The 18,320-nt window shown below is 62.8% G+C and carries 18 protein-coding genes; 10 read left to right on the top strand and 8 right to left on the bottom strand.

The window, feature by feature from the left end; all coding sequences use genetic code 11:
- The first annotated feature begins 87 nt into the window (after positions 1–87).
- On the top strand, positions 88–636 hold the full coding sequence (locus AC1RKJ_RS12870) for a hypothetical protein (protein WP_492791347.1): 549 nt from the start codon (positions 88–90) through the stop codon (positions 634–636).
- A 190-nt stretch (positions 637–826) separates the two neighbouring features.
- Here the strand turns inward: AC1RKJ_RS12870 and AC1RKJ_RS12875 are convergent, their stop codons facing one another.
- Positions 827–1,201, bottom strand: coding sequence for a hypothetical protein (locus tag AC1RKJ_RS12875; protein WP_492791348.1), 375 nt, complete (start codon positions 1,199–1,201; stop codon positions 827–829).
- Positions 1,202–1,360: 159 nt separating this feature from the next.
- Here AC1RKJ_RS12875 and AC1RKJ_RS12880 point away from each other — a divergent pair, with 159 nt between their 5' ends.
- Positions 1,361–1,738, top strand: coding sequence for an MAPEG family protein (locus tag AC1RKJ_RS12880; protein WP_492791349.1), 378 nt, complete (start codon positions 1,361–1,363; stop codon positions 1,736–1,738).
- Between the two features lie 128 nt (positions 1,739–1,866).
- Here AC1RKJ_RS12880 and AC1RKJ_RS12885 read toward each other — a convergent pair whose 3' ends face one another.
- Together AC1RKJ_RS12885 and AC1RKJ_RS12890 are read right to left on the bottom strand one after the other, a co-directional pair.
- Positions 1,867–2,682 carry an FkbM family methyltransferase gene (locus AC1RKJ_RS12885; RefSeq protein ID WP_492791350.1) on the bottom strand — a complete coding sequence of 272 codons (816 nt, stop codon included), beginning with the start codon at positions 2,680–2,682 and terminating at the stop codon, positions 1,867–1,869.
- A complete protein-coding gene (locus tag AC1RKJ_RS12890) occupies positions 2,679–2,924 on the bottom strand; it encodes a hypothetical protein (protein ID WP_492791351.1) in 246 nt (81 codons plus the stop codon). The genes AC1RKJ_RS12885 and AC1RKJ_RS12890 overlap by 4 nt, the downstream gene beginning before the upstream one ends.
- A 155-nt stretch (positions 2,925–3,079) precedes the next feature.
- Here AC1RKJ_RS12890 and AC1RKJ_RS12895 point away from each other — a divergent pair, with 155 nt between their 5' ends.
- Positions 3,080–3,574, top strand: a complete 495-nt coding sequence (locus AC1RKJ_RS12895; protein WP_492791352.1) for a DUF3237 domain-containing protein — start codon at positions 3,080–3,082, stop codon at positions 3,572–3,574.
- Positions 3,575–3,666: 92 nt separating this feature from the next.
- On the opposite strand, the gene AC1RKJ_RS12900 is transcribed toward AC1RKJ_RS12895, so the two are convergent.
- From AC1RKJ_RS12900 to sdhC, 4 genes are read right to left on the bottom strand one after another with little or no spacing between them, the layout of a single operon-like run.
- Positions 3,667–4,455 (bottom strand): succinate dehydrogenase iron-sulfur subunit, encoded by a 789-nt coding sequence (locus tag AC1RKJ_RS12900; protein ID WP_492791353.1) that lies wholly within the window; start codon positions 4,453–4,455, stop codon positions 3,667–3,669.
- Between the two features lie 36 nt (positions 4,456–4,491).
- On the bottom strand, positions 4,492–6,327 hold the full coding sequence (sdhA, locus tag AC1RKJ_RS12905) for a succinate dehydrogenase flavoprotein subunit (protein WP_492791354.1): 1,836 nt from the start codon (positions 6,325–6,327) through the stop codon (positions 4,492–4,494).
- A gap of 3 nt (positions 6,328–6,330) precedes the next feature.
- Complete coding sequence (sdhD, locus tag AC1RKJ_RS12910; protein WP_492791355.1) at positions 6,331–6,738, bottom strand: succinate dehydrogenase, hydrophobic membrane anchor protein; 408 nt, start codon at positions 6,736–6,738, stop codon at positions 6,331–6,333.
- Positions 6,735–7,130: a succinate dehydrogenase, cytochrome b556 subunit gene (gene sdhC, locus AC1RKJ_RS12915; RefSeq protein ID WP_492791356.1), complete on the bottom strand. Its 396-nt coding sequence runs from the start codon at positions 7,128–7,130 to the stop codon at positions 6,735–6,737. Before sdhC ends, sdhD begins: the two co-directional genes overlap by 4 nt.
- 296 nt (positions 7,131–7,426) lie before the next feature.
- Here sdhC and AC1RKJ_RS12920 point away from each other — a divergent pair, with 296 nt between their 5' ends.
- Positions 7,427–8,287, top strand: coding sequence for a sulfite exporter TauE/SafE family protein (locus tag AC1RKJ_RS12920; protein WP_492792728.1), 861 nt, complete (start codon positions 7,427–7,429; stop codon positions 8,285–8,287).
- A 12-nt stretch (positions 8,288–8,299) separates the two neighbouring features.
- Here the strand turns inward: AC1RKJ_RS12920 and AC1RKJ_RS12925 are convergent, their stop codons facing one another.
- A complete protein-coding gene (locus tag AC1RKJ_RS12925) occupies positions 8,300–9,826 on the bottom strand; it encodes a malonate--CoA ligase (protein ID WP_492791357.1) in 1,527 nt (508 codons plus the stop codon).
- 80 nt (positions 9,827–9,906) lie between these two features.
- On the opposite strand from AC1RKJ_RS12925, the gene AC1RKJ_RS12930 reads away from it, so the two are divergent.
- The 6 genes from AC1RKJ_RS12930 (at position 9,907) to AC1RKJ_RS12955 (ending at position 18,263) form a co-directional block, all read left to right on the top strand.
- Positions 9,907–10,662, top strand: a complete 756-nt coding sequence (locus AC1RKJ_RS12930) for an SDR family oxidoreductase (RefSeq protein WP_492791358.1) — start codon at positions 9,907–9,909, stop codon at positions 10,660–10,662.
- 349 nt (positions 10,663–11,011) lie between these two features.
- Positions 11,012–11,608 carry a fasciclin domain-containing protein gene (locus tag AC1RKJ_RS12935; protein ID WP_492791359.1) on the top strand — a complete coding sequence of 199 codons (597 nt, stop codon included), beginning with the start codon at positions 11,012–11,014 and terminating at the stop codon, positions 11,606–11,608.
- Positions 11,609–11,824: 216 nt separating this feature from the next.
- Complete coding sequence (locus AC1RKJ_RS12940) at positions 11,825–12,460, top strand: cytochrome b/b6 domain-containing protein (protein WP_492791360.1); 636 nt, start codon at positions 11,825–11,827, stop codon at positions 12,458–12,460.
- Positions 12,461–12,462: 2 nt separating this feature from the next.
- Entirely contained in the window at positions 12,463–13,248 is a 786-nt protein-coding gene (locus tag AC1RKJ_RS12945; protein WP_492791361.1) for a molybdopterin-dependent oxidoreductase, read from the top strand.
- A 402-nt stretch (positions 13,249–13,650) separates the two neighbouring features.
- Positions 13,651–14,871, top strand: a complete 1,221-nt coding sequence (locus AC1RKJ_RS12950; protein WP_492791362.1) for an efflux RND transporter periplasmic adaptor subunit — start codon at positions 13,651–13,653, stop codon at positions 14,869–14,871.
- Between the two features lie 206 nt (positions 14,872–15,077).
- Positions 15,078–18,263 carry a multidrug efflux RND transporter permease subunit gene (locus AC1RKJ_RS12955; protein ID WP_492791363.1) on the top strand — a complete coding sequence of 1,062 codons (3,186 nt, stop codon included), beginning with the start codon at positions 15,078–15,080 and terminating at the stop codon, positions 18,261–18,263.
- The last annotated feature ends 57 nt before the right edge of the window (positions 18,264–18,320 follow it).

Raw genomic sequence — 18,320 nt, forward strand, 5'->3', positions numbered from 1 at the left:
GCGGAGTTGCGGCTGGCGGAGTCGCAGTCGATGGCGCGGGCGCGCCGTTCGGCGCAGCCTTAGGCGCTTCCTTCGGAGCTTCCCTGGGTGCGGCAGCCGGTGGCGTCGGCGCAGGTGTGGGCGCTGGTGCTGCTTTCGGAGCGGCCGCAGGTGGTGGTGGCGGCGGCGGTGGCGCTGCCTTGGGCGCAGCGGCTGGAGGCGGCGGAGGTGCTGCCTTCGGTGCAGCCGGCGGCGGAGGCGGAGCAGCCTTCGGTGGCGCAGGAGGTGGAGGAGGTGCGGCCTTTGGCGCAGCAGGCGGCGGCGGTGGCGCAGCCCTCGGCGGCGCGGGCGGCGGTGGAGGTGCTGCCTTCGGCGGTGCGGGCGGAGGTGGGGGCGCTGCGCGCGGTGCAGCCGGCGGCGGAGGTGGAGGTGCAGCCCTCGGCGGTGGCGGCGGCGGCGGAGCTGCTTTCGGAGCAGCAGGCGGTGGCGCTGGCGCAGCCTTCGGAGGCGCGGGCGGTGCGGCTTTCGGCGGTGCCTTCGGTGCGTTCGGATCCGCCGGAGCGGCGGCTTGCGCGACGACGAATGACGACGTCTCGGCGTGAGCCGGAAGCTGCGAAACCTGAATGGCGGCGATGGCAGTCGTCGTCAGCAGAATGAGTCGAATGTTCTTCATGGAGACCTTCGGGGTAAGAAGAAAATCGAGATAGGCGAGAGTCGAGATGAGTGAGAGTCGAGATGAGAAGAAACCGGGCAGCCGGTGCGGCTGTTCTCCGTCGCGTGAATGTGGTCGCAGTCAGCCGATAGTGATTAGGCGGCAGCAATGTGGCGAAGCGCGTCAACGCGCCAACTATTTTGATTTCGCACGCGAATCGGCACGCGAGAATGAATGCACGTTAATCGAAGACGCGAAAAATCTACATCGTCCCGGCGGCAGTTGCGGTGCACCAGGATTCACGTCGGGATCGGAGCCGGGTAAATCGACGATCCCGGGATCGTTGGCGGGATAAGGCGTGCGCGGACCGTCGGGACCATGAACCGGTACTTCGTCAGGCGAGTTCGGCGGAAGCTCGCGCGGTGACTTGGGATCGGCCGGATCGTCGATGACCGGCGGAATTTCCGGCCGAGGGTTGCCGGGCGGATTTTCCACCGGAGGCTCGTCGGGAATACCCGGCGTCGGCGGCTGAATTTCCGGCGGATCGCCCACGCCTGGGTTTTCAGGCACCTGCATCACATCGCGACCTCTCATCGATTGAATGAGACAACGGATCAAGGAAAGCTATGTTCCGTCGCGGGCAGGATGATCGGTGCGGGTTTGCCGCATATTGACAGCGTGACGAAAAGCCACGGAAAGTGGCGAAATACGACTTTGGGGAAATATCCGATGCCGCTCGCTTACTGGTGCGTCCTGATCGCGGCGCTGCTGCCTTATGCGCTGGGCAAATACGCCAAGCTCGGCGCCCCCAGCGACAACCGATATCCGCGCGAGGACTACGACAACCTTCCGCCGAAACACCGGCGCGCCTATGCCGCGCACCAGAACGGCCTTGAGAGCTTTCCGTTTTTCGCCGTCGCGGTGGTGATCGCACTCACCATGGGCGCGCAGATTTACGCGGTGAATGTGCTTGCGGTGATTTACGTGCTGCTGCGGATCGCGCACGCGCTCTTGTACATCTTCAACCAGCCGACCGCGCGGTCGCTGGTGTTCGCCGCCGCGATGGCGGTCAATGTCGCGATCTTCGTTCTGCCGGCGTTCAAGTAACCTGGCAACGAAACCCGGCTGCCCGTTACGTCATTGCGAGCGAAGCGAAGCAATCCACGTTTGGAAATAACGAAAGCTGGATTGCTTCGTCGCAAGTGCTCCTCGCAATGACGAGGCAGGAGTCCGTGCTATCTCCGCACCAGCAGCGTGTTGCTGCGGGTCTTGCCGGCAATGGCATAGCCGCGCGCTTCCATGTCTCTAATGCAATCGGTCTGCCAGTCTTTCCGTTCCAGATGTTCGATGGCGACAGCGCGCGGCCACAGCGATTGCGGCGCGTCGCGGAAGAACGGCGTCAGCACGCGATCCTCATAGCCTTCAACATCGATCTTGAGCGCATCGACATGATCGATGCCGGCATCGGTCAAAACCGTCAGCAGCCGGTGCGCGGGCACCTCGACGTCGCCGGTGATCGAGACATGGCTCGCGCCGAGATTGCCGCCGTCGGTCTCGATTTTCAAAACGCCCTCGGTATCGCCCGCCGCCGCTCTCACCAGCGTGAGGTTCGTCAATTGCGAGGCCTGCGCGTTGAAGGCAAGCCGCGCACTCGCGCTCGGCAGCGGCTCGATGGCAATGACGCGGCCGTTCGCGCCCACATGCTTCGCCAGCGCCACCGCATAGGTGCCGACATTGGCGCCGACATCAACGAACACGCCGCCCGGCGGCGCATACTCGCGCAGGAAATCCAGCTCTGGCAGATTGTAATCGGGATTGAACAGCGCGCCGCGTTCGGTGCCGCTGGCCAGATGATGCAGCCGGAACGACGCGCCCTGATAGGTGGCGTCGATCGGTCCGTCGCCAAGCAGACTGACCAGCCGCGACAGCCAAGGCCGGAACGCGCCGCGCTTCAGGCCCGACCCGTGCGCGGCGGCGATCACCGCGCGCTGCATCGCGTTGGGGGCGTAGGCGCCGAACGGCTTCTGGTCTGTGTCCTGGGTGTTGCTCATGCGGCAGTCATCGCGCGAGTAACCGCCGGTTTCAAGAACTCATTCAAGAGTTCTCGGGCGGGTTTTTGGGCGGGTTTTTGGGCGGTGTTTTTGGAACGGGTTTTTGCAGATACCGCTCGGAGGCGGAGGCGACCTGTCCCTTGGCCCTGATGGAATCCGCGAACGAGATCCGCCTCCGCCAGACCCGAGAGGCCGGCGGACGCGAGCCAGTTCATGATGTCGATGCGTGTGGTGACGTCCATCCTGCGGCAATCCATCGAGAATCCGCGCGAAGATCAAACGCGCGGCAGCCATGTTCGCCTTTTTACGGCGCTTCCGATTGGATCGGATACGACTAAATAGCGATTCCGGTCATGTCAGGGCGACATCGTTTTCAATTCCATAAGGACCGCAGACCATGGCTTCCGACCCGCGCGTGAAAATCGTCGGCGACATCAAGACCGCGCCGCTGTTCGACATCGTCATCGATCTCAATCCACGCCTGAACATCGGCGAAGGCCCGTTCGGCCGCCGGATTCTTTACGGCGCAGCAGGCGGATCGTTCTCGGGCGACAGGCTGCACGGCGACGTGATCGCAGGCGGCGGCGACTGGGCATTGTTTCGTCCCGATGGCGGGATGGCACTGGATGTGCGGCTGACGCTGCGCACCCATGACGATGCGCTAATCCACATGACCTATGGCGGACGCTGGATCACGCCACCGGAGTTGCGCGCGGACATGGCCGATCCGGTCAAGCGGTTGCAGATCGATCCCGCGCGCTACTACTTCAGAACCAACCCGCTGTTCGAGACCGGCGCAAAACAATATGCGTGGCTGAACGACATCGTCTGCATCGGCACCGGCTATCTGGTCGAGGGTGCCGTGGCCTACAAAATCTCACAGGTCTTGTGAGAGGCGCGCCAGATAAGAAAATGGCCCGCCCGGACTTCCGGACAGGCCATTTCCTGAATAGCGATCATGCCGCAGATCAGACTTTAAGTTGATCAGACCTGCCGTTCGACCATCTTCAGCTTGAGATCGGCGATGGCTTCCGACGGGTTCAGTCCCTTCGGGCAGGCCTTGGCGCAATTCATGATGGTGTGGCAGCGATAAAGCCGGAACGGATCTTCCAGATTGTCGAGGCGTTCGCCGGTGGCTTCGTCGCGCGAATCCTTGACCCAGCGGTCGGCGGCCAGCAGCGCTGCCGGTCCCAAAAAGCGATCGCTGTTCCACCAGTAGCTCGGGCACGAGGTCGAGCAGCAGGCGCAGAGAATGCACTCGTAGAGACCGTCGAGCTTGGCGCGGTCTTCCGGCGACTGCTTCCATTCCTTCTGCGGGGTCGGCGATGTGGTGTGCAGCCACGGTTCGATGGAGGCGTACTGCGCATAGAAATTGGTGAGATCCGGAACCAGATCCTTCACCACCGGCTGATGCGGCAGCGGCTTGATATTGACGGAGCCGTTATCGACGTCGTGCATCGACTTGGTGCAGGCCAGCGTGTTCGCGCCGTCGATGTTCATGGCGCAGGAGCCGCAGACGCCTTCGCGGCAGGAGCGGCGGAAGGTCAGCGTGGGATCGATGTTGTTCTTGATCCAGATCAGGCCATCGAGAACCATCGGCCCGCAATCGGCGGTGTCGACGTAATAGGTGTCGGTGCTCGGGTTCTTGCCGTCGTCCGGATTCCAGCGATAGATCTTGTACTCGCGCAACTGCGCGGGCGCGGCGCCGGCCGGCTTCGGCCATTCCTTGCCGCCGCTGATCGTGGAATTCTTCGGCAGTGTGAACTGAACCATGCTTTCAAGCCTTCGCTAATTCGTTCTCGGCAGCGATCAGTACACGCGCGCTTTCGGCGGAATGTACTGAACGTCGTTGGTCATCGTGTAGTCATGCACCGGGCGATAATCGATCTTGGAATTGCCCTTGTCGTCGATCCACGACAGCGTGTGCTTCATCCAGTTGACGTCGTCGCGGTCGGCGAAATCCTCGCGGGCGTGCGCGCCGCGGCTTTCGGTGCGGTTGGCGGCGGAATCCATCGTCACCACGGCCTGCACGATCAGGTTGTCGAACTCGAGCGTTTCCATCAGGTCCGAATTCCACACCAGCGAGCGGTCAGCGACGGAAATGTCGCCGATGCCGCCATGCACCTTGTGGATCAGGTCGGAGCCTTCGCGCAGCACGTCGCCGGTGCGGAACACCGCGCAGTTGTTCTGCATCACATGCTGCATGTTATCGCGCAGCTTCGCGGTCGGCGTGCCGCCGGACGCATGGCGATAATGGTCAAGCCGGCCGAGCGCGAGGTCCGCGGAGTTCGCGGGCAGATCCGGCTGCGAGGCGTTCGGCGTCAGCTTGTCGGCGCAGCGCAAGGCCGCGGCGCGGCCGAACACCACGAGATCGATCAGCGAGTTGGAGCCGAGACGATTCGCGCCGTGCACCGAGACGCAAGCGGCTTCGCCGATCGCCATCAGGCCCGGCACCACCGCGTTGTCGTCGCCGTCCTTCTTGGTCAGGACTTCGGCGTGATAGTTCGTGGGAATGCCGCCCATGTTGTAATGCACGGTCGGGATCATCGGGATCGGCTCGCGCGTCACATCGACGCCCGCGAAGATCTTCGCCGATTCCGAAATGCCGGGCAGGCGTTCGTGCAAAATCTTCGGATCGAGATGGTCGAGATGAAGGTAGATGTGATCCTTCTTCTTGCCGACGCCGCGGCCTTCGCGGATTTCAATGGTCATCGCCCGCGAGACGACGTCGCGCGACGCCAGATCCTTGGCGGAGGGCGCATAGCGCTCCATGAAGCGCTCGCCCTCGGAGTTGACGAGATAGCCGCCCTCGCCGCGCGCGCCTTCGGTGACCAGACAGCCCGAACCGTAGATGCCGGTCGGATGGAATTGCACGAACTCCATGTCCTGCAACGGCAGGCCCGAACGCAGCACCATCGCGCCGCCGTCGCCGGTGCAGGTGTGCGCCGAGGTGCACGACGCATAGGCGCGGCCATAGCCGCCAGTGGCCAAAATAGTCGTCTGGGCGCGGAAACGGTGGATCGTGCCGTCGTCGAGCTTGAGCGCGATCACGCCGCGGCAGACGCCCTGGTCGTCCATGATGAGATCGATGGCGAAGAACTCGATGAAGAATTCCGCCGCGTGGCGCAGCGCCTGGCCGTACATGGTGTGCAGCATGGCGTGGCCGGTGCGGTCGGCGGCGGCGCAGGTGCGCTGCGCCTGGCCCTTGCCGTAGTCCAGCGTCATGCCGCCGAACGGGCGCTGATAGATCTTGCCGTCTTCGGTGCGCGAGAACGGCACGCCCCAGTGCTCGAGTTCGTAGACGGCTTCCGGCGCGTTGCGCACCATGTATTCGATGGAGTCCTGATCGCCGAGCCAGTCCGACCCCTTCACGGTGTCGTACATGTGCCAGCGCCAGTCGTCCTTGTGCATGTTGCCGAGCGAGGCGGAGATGCCGCCCTGTGCGGCGACGGTGTGAGAACGCGTCGGGAAAACCTTGGTAATGCACGCCGTGCGCAGGCCCGCTTCCGAGCAACCAACCACCGCGCGCAGCCCTGCGCCGCCGGCGCCGACGACGATCACGTCATAGGTATGGTCTTCGATGGGATAGGCCGACCCATTGACCTTGCCGTTGGTGGCGGGCGCGCTCTGGCCGTTCGACGCCATGGGCTAAACTCCAGATGACAGTTTGATAATCGCGTAGATCGACGCGAGGCCGACCGCAGCGGAGAAGAAATTGTTGGCGATGATCGCGGCCAGCTTGATCTTCTCGTCGGTGACGTAATCTTCCAGCACCACCTGCATGCCGATCTTCATGTGCCAGACGCTGGCGATGATGAAGAGGATCATGATGATGGCGACCAGCGGCGACCCGAGAATCTGCGCAGCACCCGCCTGGTTGCGGCCGAGCAGCGACAGGATCACGACGATCACCGGCACGAACAGCAGCACCATCGCCACCGCCGTGACGCGCTGGCGGAAAAAATCCGAGGTGCCGTGATGGGCCGCGCCGAGACCGCGGACGCGCTTGAGCGCCGTGCGGACGGAAGGTGAGGACTTCGACATGTCGGCGCTCATCGTCCGCCTCCCACCATGTAGGCCACGATCCAGACGAGGATGGTCAGGGTGATGGATCCGATCAGGGCGGCGCGGGTGAGCCACTCGCGCTCGTTCGGGCCGAAGCCGTAGCCGAGATCCCAGACGAAATGACGGATGCCGCTCAGCATGTGATGCAGCAGCGCCCAAGTGTATCCGAACACGATGACGCGCCCGATCCAACTCGACGTGAAACCTTGAATATTGGCGTAGGCGCCGGGCCCTGATGCCGTTGCGATCAGCCACCACGCCATCAGCAACGTGCCGGCGTAAAGCGCGATGCCGGTGATGCGATGAACGATGGACATCGCCATCGTCAGCGTCCAGCGGTAGGTCATGAAAGGCGAAAGCGGGCGGTCGATCCTGGGAGCCATGGGCGACTTTAACGGTTTGCGGCAAGCAGGCGTTGCCGACTTTTTATGCGGGATCGTTGGTTAGAGGTTTTCTATTTACGGAGTCGCAGGAATGAGCGCAACGCAGAACTGAACAACAAATGAACCATAAATCATTCATTTGTTTTTCGCTTCTGGCGCTTCTGGTATACGCAGTTTATGTATGCCACGGACGCGACGCAGCTCATCGTTTCTGAAGCCGGATTCAGCTTGTCTTTCACCTTGTCTTGCAGGCGCTTTGAGCCCAACTGGCTGCGTCGATTTGGGGGCGCTCGATGATGATATCCGGCCTGAATGTCTCGGAACTGCTCGAGCTTGCGGTCCTGTTGATCGCGACCGGCGCGCTGGCGGGATTTCTTGCCGGCATTTTCGGCATCGGCGGCGGCGCGGTGCTGGTTCCGGTGCTCTACGAATGTTTCCGTATCGCCGGCGTTCCGCTCGACGCCCGGATGCCGCTTTGCATCGGCACTTCGCTCGCCATCATCATCCCGACGTCGATCCACTCATGGCAGGCCCACCGTAAACGCGGCAGCGTCGACATGGACATCCTGCTGAAATGGGCACTGCCGGTGCTGCTCGGCGTCATTCTCGGCAGCGTGATCGCGCGCTACGCGCCGGAGAAGCTGTTCAAGGTGGTGTTCGTCTGCGTCGCCTGGACGGCGGCCGCGCGGCTGCTGCTCGGCAAGGAGAGCTGGCGGCTGGGCGATGAAATGCCGAAAGGCATTTTCATGCGCGCCTATGGCTTCTTCATCGGCCTGCTCTCGACGCTGATGGGAATCGGCGGCGGGCTGTTTTCGAATTTGCTGATGACGTTTTACGGCCGCCCGATCCATCAGGCGATCGGCACCTCGGCGGGCCTTGCGGTGCTGATCTCGATTCCCGGCGCGCTCGGCTACATCTACGCGGGCTGGCCCGCGGCGTCGCGCTTTCCGGAAGTGACCGCGCTGCAACTGCCATTCGCGATCGGATACATCTCGATCATCGGCGCGTTGCTGGTAATGCCGACAAGCCTGCTGGTCGCGCCGCTCGGCGTGCGCGTCGCGCATCTGATGACCAAGCGCAAACTCGAAATGGCGTTCGGGATTTATCTGCTGATCGTGTCGTCGCGGTTCGTCGTCAGTCTCGCGACGGGGTATTGAGCGGCAACGCCGCTACTTCTTGTAAATCCCCGCATAGGCATCGCGCAGCACGTTCTTCTGCACCTTGCCCATGGTGTTGCGCGGCAGATCGTCAACGAAGATCACGCGCTTCGGCATCTTGAATTTCGCCAGCCGCCCGTCGAGCGCGTGCAGCACTTTGGCCTCGTCAAGCGGGGTTTTCTTGTCACCGACCACGACGGCGGTGACGCCTTCGCCAAAGTCCGCATGCGGCACGCCGATCACGGCGGACTCGGTGACGCCGGGAATGGCGTCGATCTCGTTCTCGACTTCCTTCGGATAGACATTGAAGCCGCCGGAGATCACGAGGTCCTTGCCGCGCCCGATGATGTGGACATAGCCGCGCGGGTCGATCTTGCCGAGGTCGCCGGTGATGAAGAAACCATCGGCGCGCAGCTCCTCCTTGGTTTTCTCCGGCATCCGCCAATAGCCCTTGAATACGTTCGGGCCCTTGACCTCGATCATGCCGATGGAATCGCGCGCAAGCTCCTTGCCGGTTTCCGGATCGGTGACACGCACCGTCACGCCCGGCAGCGGAAAGCCCACCGCGCCCGGGACGCGGTCGCCGTCGTAAGGGTTCGATGTATTCATGTTGGTTTCGGTCATGCCGTAGCGCTCGAGCACCGCGTGACCCGTGCGCGCCGACCATTCGCGATGGGTCTCCGCCAGCAGCGGCGCGGAGCCCGAAATAAACAGCCGCATGTGCGACGTGGAATCTTTGGAGAGGTTCGGGCTTTGCAGGAGGCGCGTGTAGAAGGTCGGCACGCCCATCAGCACGGTGGCGCGCGCCATCAGCTTGATGATCAGTTCGGGATCGAGCTTCGGCAGGAAGATCATCGCCGCGCGCGCGAACAGCGTGACGTTGCTCGCCACGAATAATCCATGCGTGTGATAGATCGGCAGCGCGTGGATCAGCACGTCGTCTTTGGTGAAGCGCCAGTACTCCACCAGCGACAGCGAATTCGACGCCAGGTTGTCGTGGGTCAGCATCGCGCCTTTCGAGCGGCCCGTGGTGCCCGACGTGTAGAGAATGGCGGCGAGATCGTCGCCCGCGCGCGCAACGGTTTTGAACTCCGCGCTTGCGCCTGACGCTGCCATCGTCAGCGATCCCTTGCCGTCGGCATCGAGCGTCTCGACCTGCGCGCCGACTTTTGCGGCCAGCGTGCGGATGCCGTCGGCCTTCGACGGATCGCACACGATCAATGACGGCTCGGCGTCGCCGATGAAGTAATCAAGCTCGTTGAGCGTATAGGCGGTGTTGAGCGGCAGGAACACCGCGCCCGCGCGCACCGTCGCCAGATACAGCACCAGCGCCTCGACCGACTTTTCGGTTTGCGCTGCAACACGATCACCCGGCTTCACGCCGCGCGCCACGATCACATTCGCGACACGGCCCGCCTGCGCGATCAGGTCGGCATAGCTGATGCGCGCCCCGTCAGCGGTCTCGATGGCAAGCCTGCCGGTGTCGGAGAGCCCGTCGAACAGGCGGGAAAACAGATTGGCGTTGGCGGCGGCGTTCATGCAACATTCCAGTGGCAAGTCGGATTTTTCCGATTTTGAGTACACCAAAACCAACACTCGCAGCAACGGAGACAACCGGCATGAGCAATAACAAGAAACGTGTGGCCTGGATCACGGGCGGCGGAAGCGGCATCGGTCTGGCGGGGGCGCAGTCGCTCGCAGAGGAGGGATGGACGGTCGTGATCTCGGGCCGCCGCAAGGATGTGCTCGACGAAGCCGTCGCCAGCATCGCAAAGGCGGGCGGCACGTGCGAAGCCATGGTGCTCGACGTCAGCAGCGCGGCGGATGCCGAGAAAGTCGCGAACGCCATCGTCGCCAAACATGGCCGCATCGATCTCCTGGTCAACAGCGCGGGCGTCAACGTGCCGAAGCGCAGCTGGGACGACATCACCACCGAAGGCTGGGACAAGCTGGTCGACATTAATCTCAGCGGCGTGATGTATTGCATGCGTGCGGTGCTGCCGGCGATGCGTGCGCAGAAGGACGGCGTCATCATCAACGTCGCGTCATGGGCGGGGCGTCATGTCTCGAAGATGACGGGACCGGCCTACACCACCACCAAGCACGCGGTGCTGGCGCTGACGCATTCGTTCAACATGGATGAATTCAAGAACGGGTTGCGCGCCTGCTGTCTTTCGCCCGGCGAGGTCGCAACACCGATCCTCAAGCTGCGCCCGGTGGTGCCGAGCGCCGAGGAACAGGCGAAGATGCTGCAGCCGGAAGATCTCGGCCGCACCATCGCGTTCGTTGCGAACATGCCGCCGCGCGCCTGCGTCAACGAGATCCTGATTTCACCGACGCACAACCGCAGCTTCGTGACGCCGACGATGTTGTAAGGGGGGATATTCGTTCTTTCACCTCTCCCCGTTTACGGGGAGAGGTCGGATTGCGAAGCGATCCGGGTGAGGGGCTTTTTGGGCGAAATTCAGAATGGCCCCTCACCCCAACCCTCTCCCCGCAAGCGGGGAGAGGGAGCGCGTCACACTTTGATGTCGCATAAGCACGGCGTTCTGATTCCGCATGTCGGCAAAAAGTTTCAAAAATTTCAAAATTTATATTCTGAAACGCCCCGAACCGGCTCCCGTAGCTCGGGTAACGGCGGCGCGGTCGATCCTCCATAAGGCAGCGCCGCCGCCAATGTCCGGCGGATGTCTGCCGGGATTCAAATTCATCGGGAGACGAACAATGTCCAAGCACTCTTCAACGCGTATTGCATTTCTGTCCGCCGCCGCCTTCGGCGCACTGACCCTGACGGCTTCCATCACTGCGCCTGTGCAGGCCCAGGACAAGATGGGCAAAAGCGAAATGTCCGGCGAAAAGACCGTGATGGTCGGCGGCGCGCCGATGTATCCGTCGAAGAACATCGTCGAGAACGCCGTCAACTCCAAGGATCACACCACGCTGGTCGCCGCCGTGAAGGCCGCCGGTCTGGTCGATACCCTCTCCAGCAAGGGCCCGTTCACCGTGTTCGCGCCGACCAATGCTGCGTTCGGCAAGCTGCCGGCCGGCACCGTCGACACGCTGGTGAAGCCTGAGAACAAGGCGACGCTGACCAAGATCCTGACCTATCACGTCGTCGCGGGTAAAATGAATGCTTCAGACCTGACCGATGGCAAGAAGCTTACGACCGTCGAAGGCGAGCCTCTTACCGTGAAGCTCGACGGCAAGAAGGTTTGGCTGATCGATGCCAAGGGCGGCAAATCGGCTGTCACCATCGCCGACGTCAACCAGTCGAACGGCGTGATCCACGTTGTCGACACCGTGTTGATGCCGAAGTCGTAAGCTGGCTAGCGAAATAATCGCAATCCAGTCGCATTCTGTGTCCCGCTGAATGCGGGTGGCAGGCGATGAGCGAGTCGGGGCAACCCGGCTCGCTTTTTCGTGAACTCTTGCGGCGTTTGATCGCTTGTTCCGGAAGCGAAATTTGCCGCGCGGGCCGTAACAGGGACTAATATGCCAACGTAAGGTGTTGATGACATCGTGGAAACGGAACAGCTCATGTCCAGCATCGTCACAGATCGCTCCCCGGCCACGCCGGCCGCTACAGCCCGCAGGACCATTCAGCCCGGCTGGGTTCGTGTGGTGCACTGGATCAATGCCGTGGCAACGATCCTGATGATCATGTCGGGCTGGCAGATCTACAACGCCTCGCCGCTGTTCAATTTCAAATTCTCGAGTTCGATTACGCTGGGCGGCTGGCTCGGCGGCGCGCTGCAATGGCATTTCGCGGCGATGTGGCTGCTGATGGTCAACGGCCTTGTGTATCTCACGCTCGGCCTTGTGACCGGGCGCTTCCGCAAGAAGCTGCTGCCGATCACCGCAAGCGGCGTGATCGACGACACCAGGGCGGCGCTGACCGGCAAGCTCTCCCACGCCGATCTCACCGTTTACAACTATGTTCAGAAACTGCTGTACGCCGGCATCATCGTGGTCGGCATCCTGATCGTGCTGTCGGGACTGTCGATCTGGAAGCCGGTTCAGTTGCAATGGCTGACCGCGCTGTTCGGCGGCTACGACGTGGCGCGTTACGTTCACTTCTTCTGCATGGCGGCGATCGTCGGATTTCTGGTGATCCATGTCGCGCTGGCGCTGCTGGTTCCGAAGAGCCTGCGCGCCATGATCATTGGGAGATAGTTATGGGCCGTATCCGCAAACTGCTGATCCCCGGCGTCGACAAGCAACTGCTGGTCAAGGACGCGGCCAGGCTGATGCCGGACCTGTCGCGGCGGCGCTTTATCGCGAGCGGCGCCAGCCTCGGCGCGCTGACGCTGCTGACCGGCTGCGACGTCACCGACAGCTTCTCGGCTGAATCCATGCTGACGCAGATCTCGAAGTTCAACGATGCGGTACAGGCGGCGATCTTCAATCCCAACGCACTGGCGCCGACGTTTCCGGAAAGCGCGATCACCCGGCCGTTTCCGTTCAACGGCTATTACGCGGTCGAGGATGCGCCCGATGTCGACGGCAAGGCGTGGAAGCTCGAAGTCCGCGGCCTGGTCGAGAACAAGAAATCCTGGACGCTGGATGAGCTTTACAAGCTGCCGCAGGAAAAACAGATCACGCGCCACATCTGCGTGGAGGGCTGGAGCGCGATCGGAAGCTGGACCGGCGTGCGGCTCAGTCACTTCCTGCAACTGATCGGCGCGGACACCAAGGCGAAGTATTGCTGGTTCCAGTGCGCGGACATGGACGGCTACAACTCGCCATTGGATATGGCGACCGCGCTGCATCCGCAGACCCAGATGACCTTCAAGTTCGGCGACGAGATCCTGCCGCGCGCCTATGGCTACCCGATGAAGATCCGGGTCCCGACCAAGCTCGGGTTCAAGAACCCGAAATACGTGATCTCGATGGAGGTCACCAACGACTACAAGGGCGGCTACTGGGAAGACCAAGGCTACAACTCGTTCAGCGGCAGCTAAACAGGCGACAGGACTGGCGAATCCCCTCGCCGGGCCATTGAACCATGCGGCCGACGCAGGGCTTATGGGGCGACCTCGCACCATTTTCCTCCGACTCGCGCCAGACCGGGCCGCTGCCGCGAAAGCAGGCAATTGCTGCATTTGCACAGTTTTTCTGCTCCGCAGTCCGGTACCATCATTCCGGTTGACGCAATTGTGAGCAATCTTAACGCTCATTAATTTCTTTAATAACAAAGCCTTATGAAGCACGCGACATCCGGTCGCCCTGTGGCATTGTTGCAATGCACACCGGCACGATTCATGCTGTGACCTATCAGCAAGGATCGTGAATCGGGTCGCGCGCAAGCGGGCTGGTCCCGGTCGTTCTGATTTTCGGCTATGCGAAAATAAGAAGGATACGAAATGCACGCGCGTCCCCACGCGATCACCTCACTGGCCCTGCTTTTTGGGGCTGCCGTTCTCCTCTCGGGCTGCAACGACCAGAGCGTCGCCTCGTCGGCCCCGCCCGAGCCCCCTGAAGTGAGCGTCGTGACCTTGAAGGCGTCGCCCCGCGCGATCGTCAAGGAACTCCCCGGCCGCATCGCGCCGCTGCGGGTCGCCGATGTCCGTCCGCGCGTGTCGGGCATCATCGTCGAGCGCATGTTCGAGCAAGGCAGCGAAGTGAAGGCGGGCGATCCGCTGTACCAGATCGATCCGAAACCGTTTGAAGTCGAATTGCAGGCGTCTGAAGCCGCGCTCGCCAAGGCCGAGGCGGCGCTGCATCAGGCGTCCCAGCACGCCGTGCGCATCGAAACCCTGACCAAGAGCAACGCCGCGTCGCAGGCCTCCAACGAGGTCGCCATCGCAACCCTCGCGCAGGCCAAGGCGGAAGTCGCCGCGCGCACTGCGGATGTCGCCCGCGCGCGCCTCAACCTCGGCTATGCCACGATCCGCGCCCCGATCAGCGGCATCATCGGCGCCGCGCTGCTCAGCGAGGGCGTCCTCGTGGTGCAGAACGAAACCCACGCGCTGGCGACGATCCAGCAGCTGAATTCGGTCTATGCCGACTTCACCCAGTCGGTGAACGAACTCAACCGCCTGCGCCGCGACTTCGACCGCGGCGATCTCGATCAGATCTCCGCTGACGCCGCCAAGGTTCGTCTGGTTGTCGACGATGGCTCAACCTATCCGCAGGACGGCAAGCTGCTGTTCTCCGACGCCCGGGTCGACGCCGGCACCGGACAAGTCACGCTGCGCGGCGAGTTCAAGAATCCGAAGCGCGAATTGCTGCCCGGCATGTTCGTGCGCGTCCTGATCGAACAGGGCCGCGATCCCGACGCCATCACCGTGCCGCCGCAGGCGATCCAGCGCAATTCGTCCGGCGCCAGCGAAGTCTATCTGGTGAAGGACGACAACCGCATCGTGGCCCAGCCGGTCCGCACCGGCGGCCTTGTCGATGGCCAGTGGCTCATCACCGACGGGCTCAAGCCCGGCCAGCGCGTCGTCGTCGAAGGCTTCCAGAAGTTCGTCGTTGGCGATTCCGTCAAGACCAGCGCCTGGACCGAAGCGCAGGCCGCCGACCGGAACAGCGGCTTGCAGCGATCTGCGGCCGCAACGTCTGCCGAACAGTCGCAGGTGCGGTGAGCGCGACTTGAGAAATAGACCCCTCTCCCTGCCGGGAGAGGGTTGGTGCGAGGGGCGTGGAAGACCCGGATCGAAGATCGGATCCCCCTCACCGCGAGCTGTGCTCGCTGCCTTCTCCCATTTGGAGAAGTGAAAACAACAAACTCTGACGCGTCTGCGCCGGTCCGACGCAGCGTCTTAGAGCCAGATTCGAGAAAGCAACGTCCATGCCCGCCTTTTTTATCGACCGCCCGATTTTCGCTTGGGTGGTTGCGCTCTTTATTTGTTTGCTCGGAATCATCGCGATTCCGTATCTGGCGATCGCGCAGTATCCGATCATCGCGCCGCCCTCGATCTCGATTTCCACGAGCTATCCCGGCTCGTCGCCGGAGGAGCTTTACAACTCCACGACGCGGCTGATCGAGGAGGAACTGAACGGCGCCTCCGGCATTCTCAATTTCGAATCCACCAGCGACTCGCTGGGTCAGGTCGAGATCATCGCCAACTTCGTGCCCGGCACCGATTCGAATCTCGCCTCGGTCGAAGTGCAGAACCGCATCAAGCGCGTCGAGGCGCGGTTGCCGCGCCCGGTCATCCAGCAGGGCATCCTGGTCGAGGAAGCGTCCAGCGCGGTGCTGCAGATCGTCACGCTGAATTCCACCGACGGCAGCCTCGACGAAGTCGGCCTCGGCGACTTCATGATCCGCAACGTGCTCGGCGAAATCCGCCGCATTCCCGGCGTCGGGCGTGCCACGCTGTATTCGACCGAACGCTCGCTGCGAATCTGGATCGATCCGGTCAAGCTCGTCTCCTACAACCTCACCGCCGACGACGTGACGAAGGCAATTACCGCGCAGAACGCACAGGTCGCGTCCGGCAGCGTCGGCGCGGAGCCGAGCAAGAAAGACCAGACGATTTCCGCGCTGATTCTGGTGAAGGGCCAGCTCACCTCCGCCGACGAGTTCGGCGCCATCGTGCTGAAAGCCAATCCGGACGGATCGACGGTTCGCCTGCGCGACGTCGGACGCATCGAGATCGGCGGCATGGGCTATCAGTTCACCACGCGGCTGAACGGCAAGCCGAGCGCGGGCCTTTCCGTGCTGCTGTCGCCGACCGGCAACGCGCTCGCCACCGCCAGCGCCGTCGAAGCCAAGATGAAGGAGCTGGCGAAGTATTTCCCGGCCAACATCACCTACGACATTCCGTACAACATCACGCCGGTGGTCGAAGCCTCGATCACGAAGGTGGTGCAGACGCTGATCGAGGCCATCGTCCTCGTCTTCATCGTGATGTTCCTGTTCCTGCAGAATTTCCGCTACACGCTGATCCCCACCATCGTGGTGCCGATCGCGCTGCTCGGCACATGTACCGCGCTGTATCTGTTCGGCTACTCCATCAACATGCTGACCATGTTCGGCATGGTGCTGGCAATCGGCATTCTGGTCGACGACGCCATCGTGGTGGTGGAAAACGTCGAACGCATCATGTCGGAGGAAGGGCTTTCGCCAAAGGAAGCCACGCGCAAGGCCATGACGCAGATCACCAGCGCCATTGTCGGTATCACGCTGGTGCTGATCGCGGTGTTCGTGCCGATGGCGTTCTTCCCCGGCTCGGTCGGCATCATCTATCGCCAGTTCTCCGTGACCATGGTCGCCGCGATCTCGTTCTCCGCGCTGATGGCGCTGTCGCTGACGCCGGCTTTGTGCGCGACGCTGCTCAAGCCGGTGAAGGCGGGGCACGGCCACGCGAAGACCGGCCTGTTCGGCTGGTTCAACACCCGGCTTGACAACACGCGGGCCGGCTATGGCCGCGTGGTCGGCTGGTCGGTCAAGCGCACCGGCCGGTTGATGCTGGTTTACGTGGCGCTGCTGGTCGGTCTCGGCTTCGCGTTCGTCCGGCTTCCCGGCGGCTTCCTGCCGGTGGACGATCAGGGCTTCATCACCGTCGACGTGCAGACGCCGTCGGACTCGTCGTTCAACCGCACCCAGGCCGCCGTCGAAAAGGTGGAGCAGTTCCTCAAGACCCGCTCGGGAATCGACGAGGTCACGTTCCTCACCGGTTTCAGCTTCTTGGGCCAAGGCCAGAACACCGCGCAGGCCTTCGTCACCCTGAAGGACTGGTCGGAGCGCGGGCCGAACGATTCCGCCGCAGCCATCGTCGCGGACATCAACAACTCGCTGAAGTCGATCAAGGACGCCAAGGTCTCGGCCTTGCAGCCGCCGCCGATCGATAACCTCGGCAACTCGTCGGGCTTCTCCTTCCGTCTTCAGGATCGCGGCCAGAAGGGTTACGTCGCGCTGATGAAGGCCAAGGACGATCTGCTGGCGGCGGCCAAACAAAGCGCCGTGCTGCAGAACGTCTACGCCGAAGGCCTGCCCGAAGCGCCGCAGGTGCAGTTGATCATCGACCGCGAACAGGCGGCGGCGCAGGGTGTCACCTTCGCCGACATCAACAGCACGATCTCGACCAATCTCGGTTCGGCCTATGTCAACGACTTCCCGAACCGCGGCCGGATGCAGCGTGTGATCGTGCAGGCCGACAGCGTCGGCCGCATGAACGCGCAGGACATTCTCGCCTACAACGTCAAGAATGCCCAAGGCCATCTGGTGCCGCTGTCGTCGTTCGCGACCATCAAGTGGGCGGTCGGCCCGACGCAGATCGTGGGCTTCAACTACTATCCATCGGTGCGTATCTCCGGCGAAGCCAAGCCCGGCTACACCTCCGGCGATGCCATCGCCGAGATGGAGCGACTCACTGCGCGGCTGCCGCGCGGCTTCGGCTTCGAATGGACCGGCCAGTCGTTGCAGGAAAAGCTGTCGGGCTCGCAGGCGCCGTTCCTGCTCGGCCTCTCGGCGCTGATCGTGTTCCTGTGTCTGGCCGCGCTGTATGAAAGCTGGACCATTCCGCTCGCCGTGCTGATGACGGTGCCGCTCGGCATCTGCGGCGCGGTGCTGGCGGCGATGTCACGCGGCCTCGCCAATGACGTCTACTTCACGGTCGCGCTGATCACGATCATCGGTCTGGCGGCGAAGGACGCCATCCTGATCATCGAGTTCGCCAAGGATCTGCGCGCCAAGGGCACGCCATTGTTGCAGGCGACGATGGAGGCCTGCCATCTGCGCTTCCGGCCGATCCTCATGACGGGCCTGGCATTCGTCTGCGGCGTGCTGCCGATGGCGATTGCTTCCGGGGCCGGCGGCAGAAGCCAGAACGCGCTCGGCACCAGCGTGATGGGCGGCATGATCGCCGTCGTCGTGCTGGCGCTGCTGATGGTGCCGGTGTTCTTTGTCGCGATCACGCAGTTCTTCACCAAGAACGAGCGCGACGGCGAGGCCACGCCTGCGCGCGGATCGAAATGGGAGCGGCTGGCCGGGATGTTCCGCCGTCACCGGCCGACACCGTCCGCATCATAAATCGCGCATGCCCGGCCTTGTGCCGGGCATCGTCGTCTTATAGGTCCGTGAGGGCGA

The organism is Afipia sp. GW822-FHT04G07 (assembly GCF_058800765.1).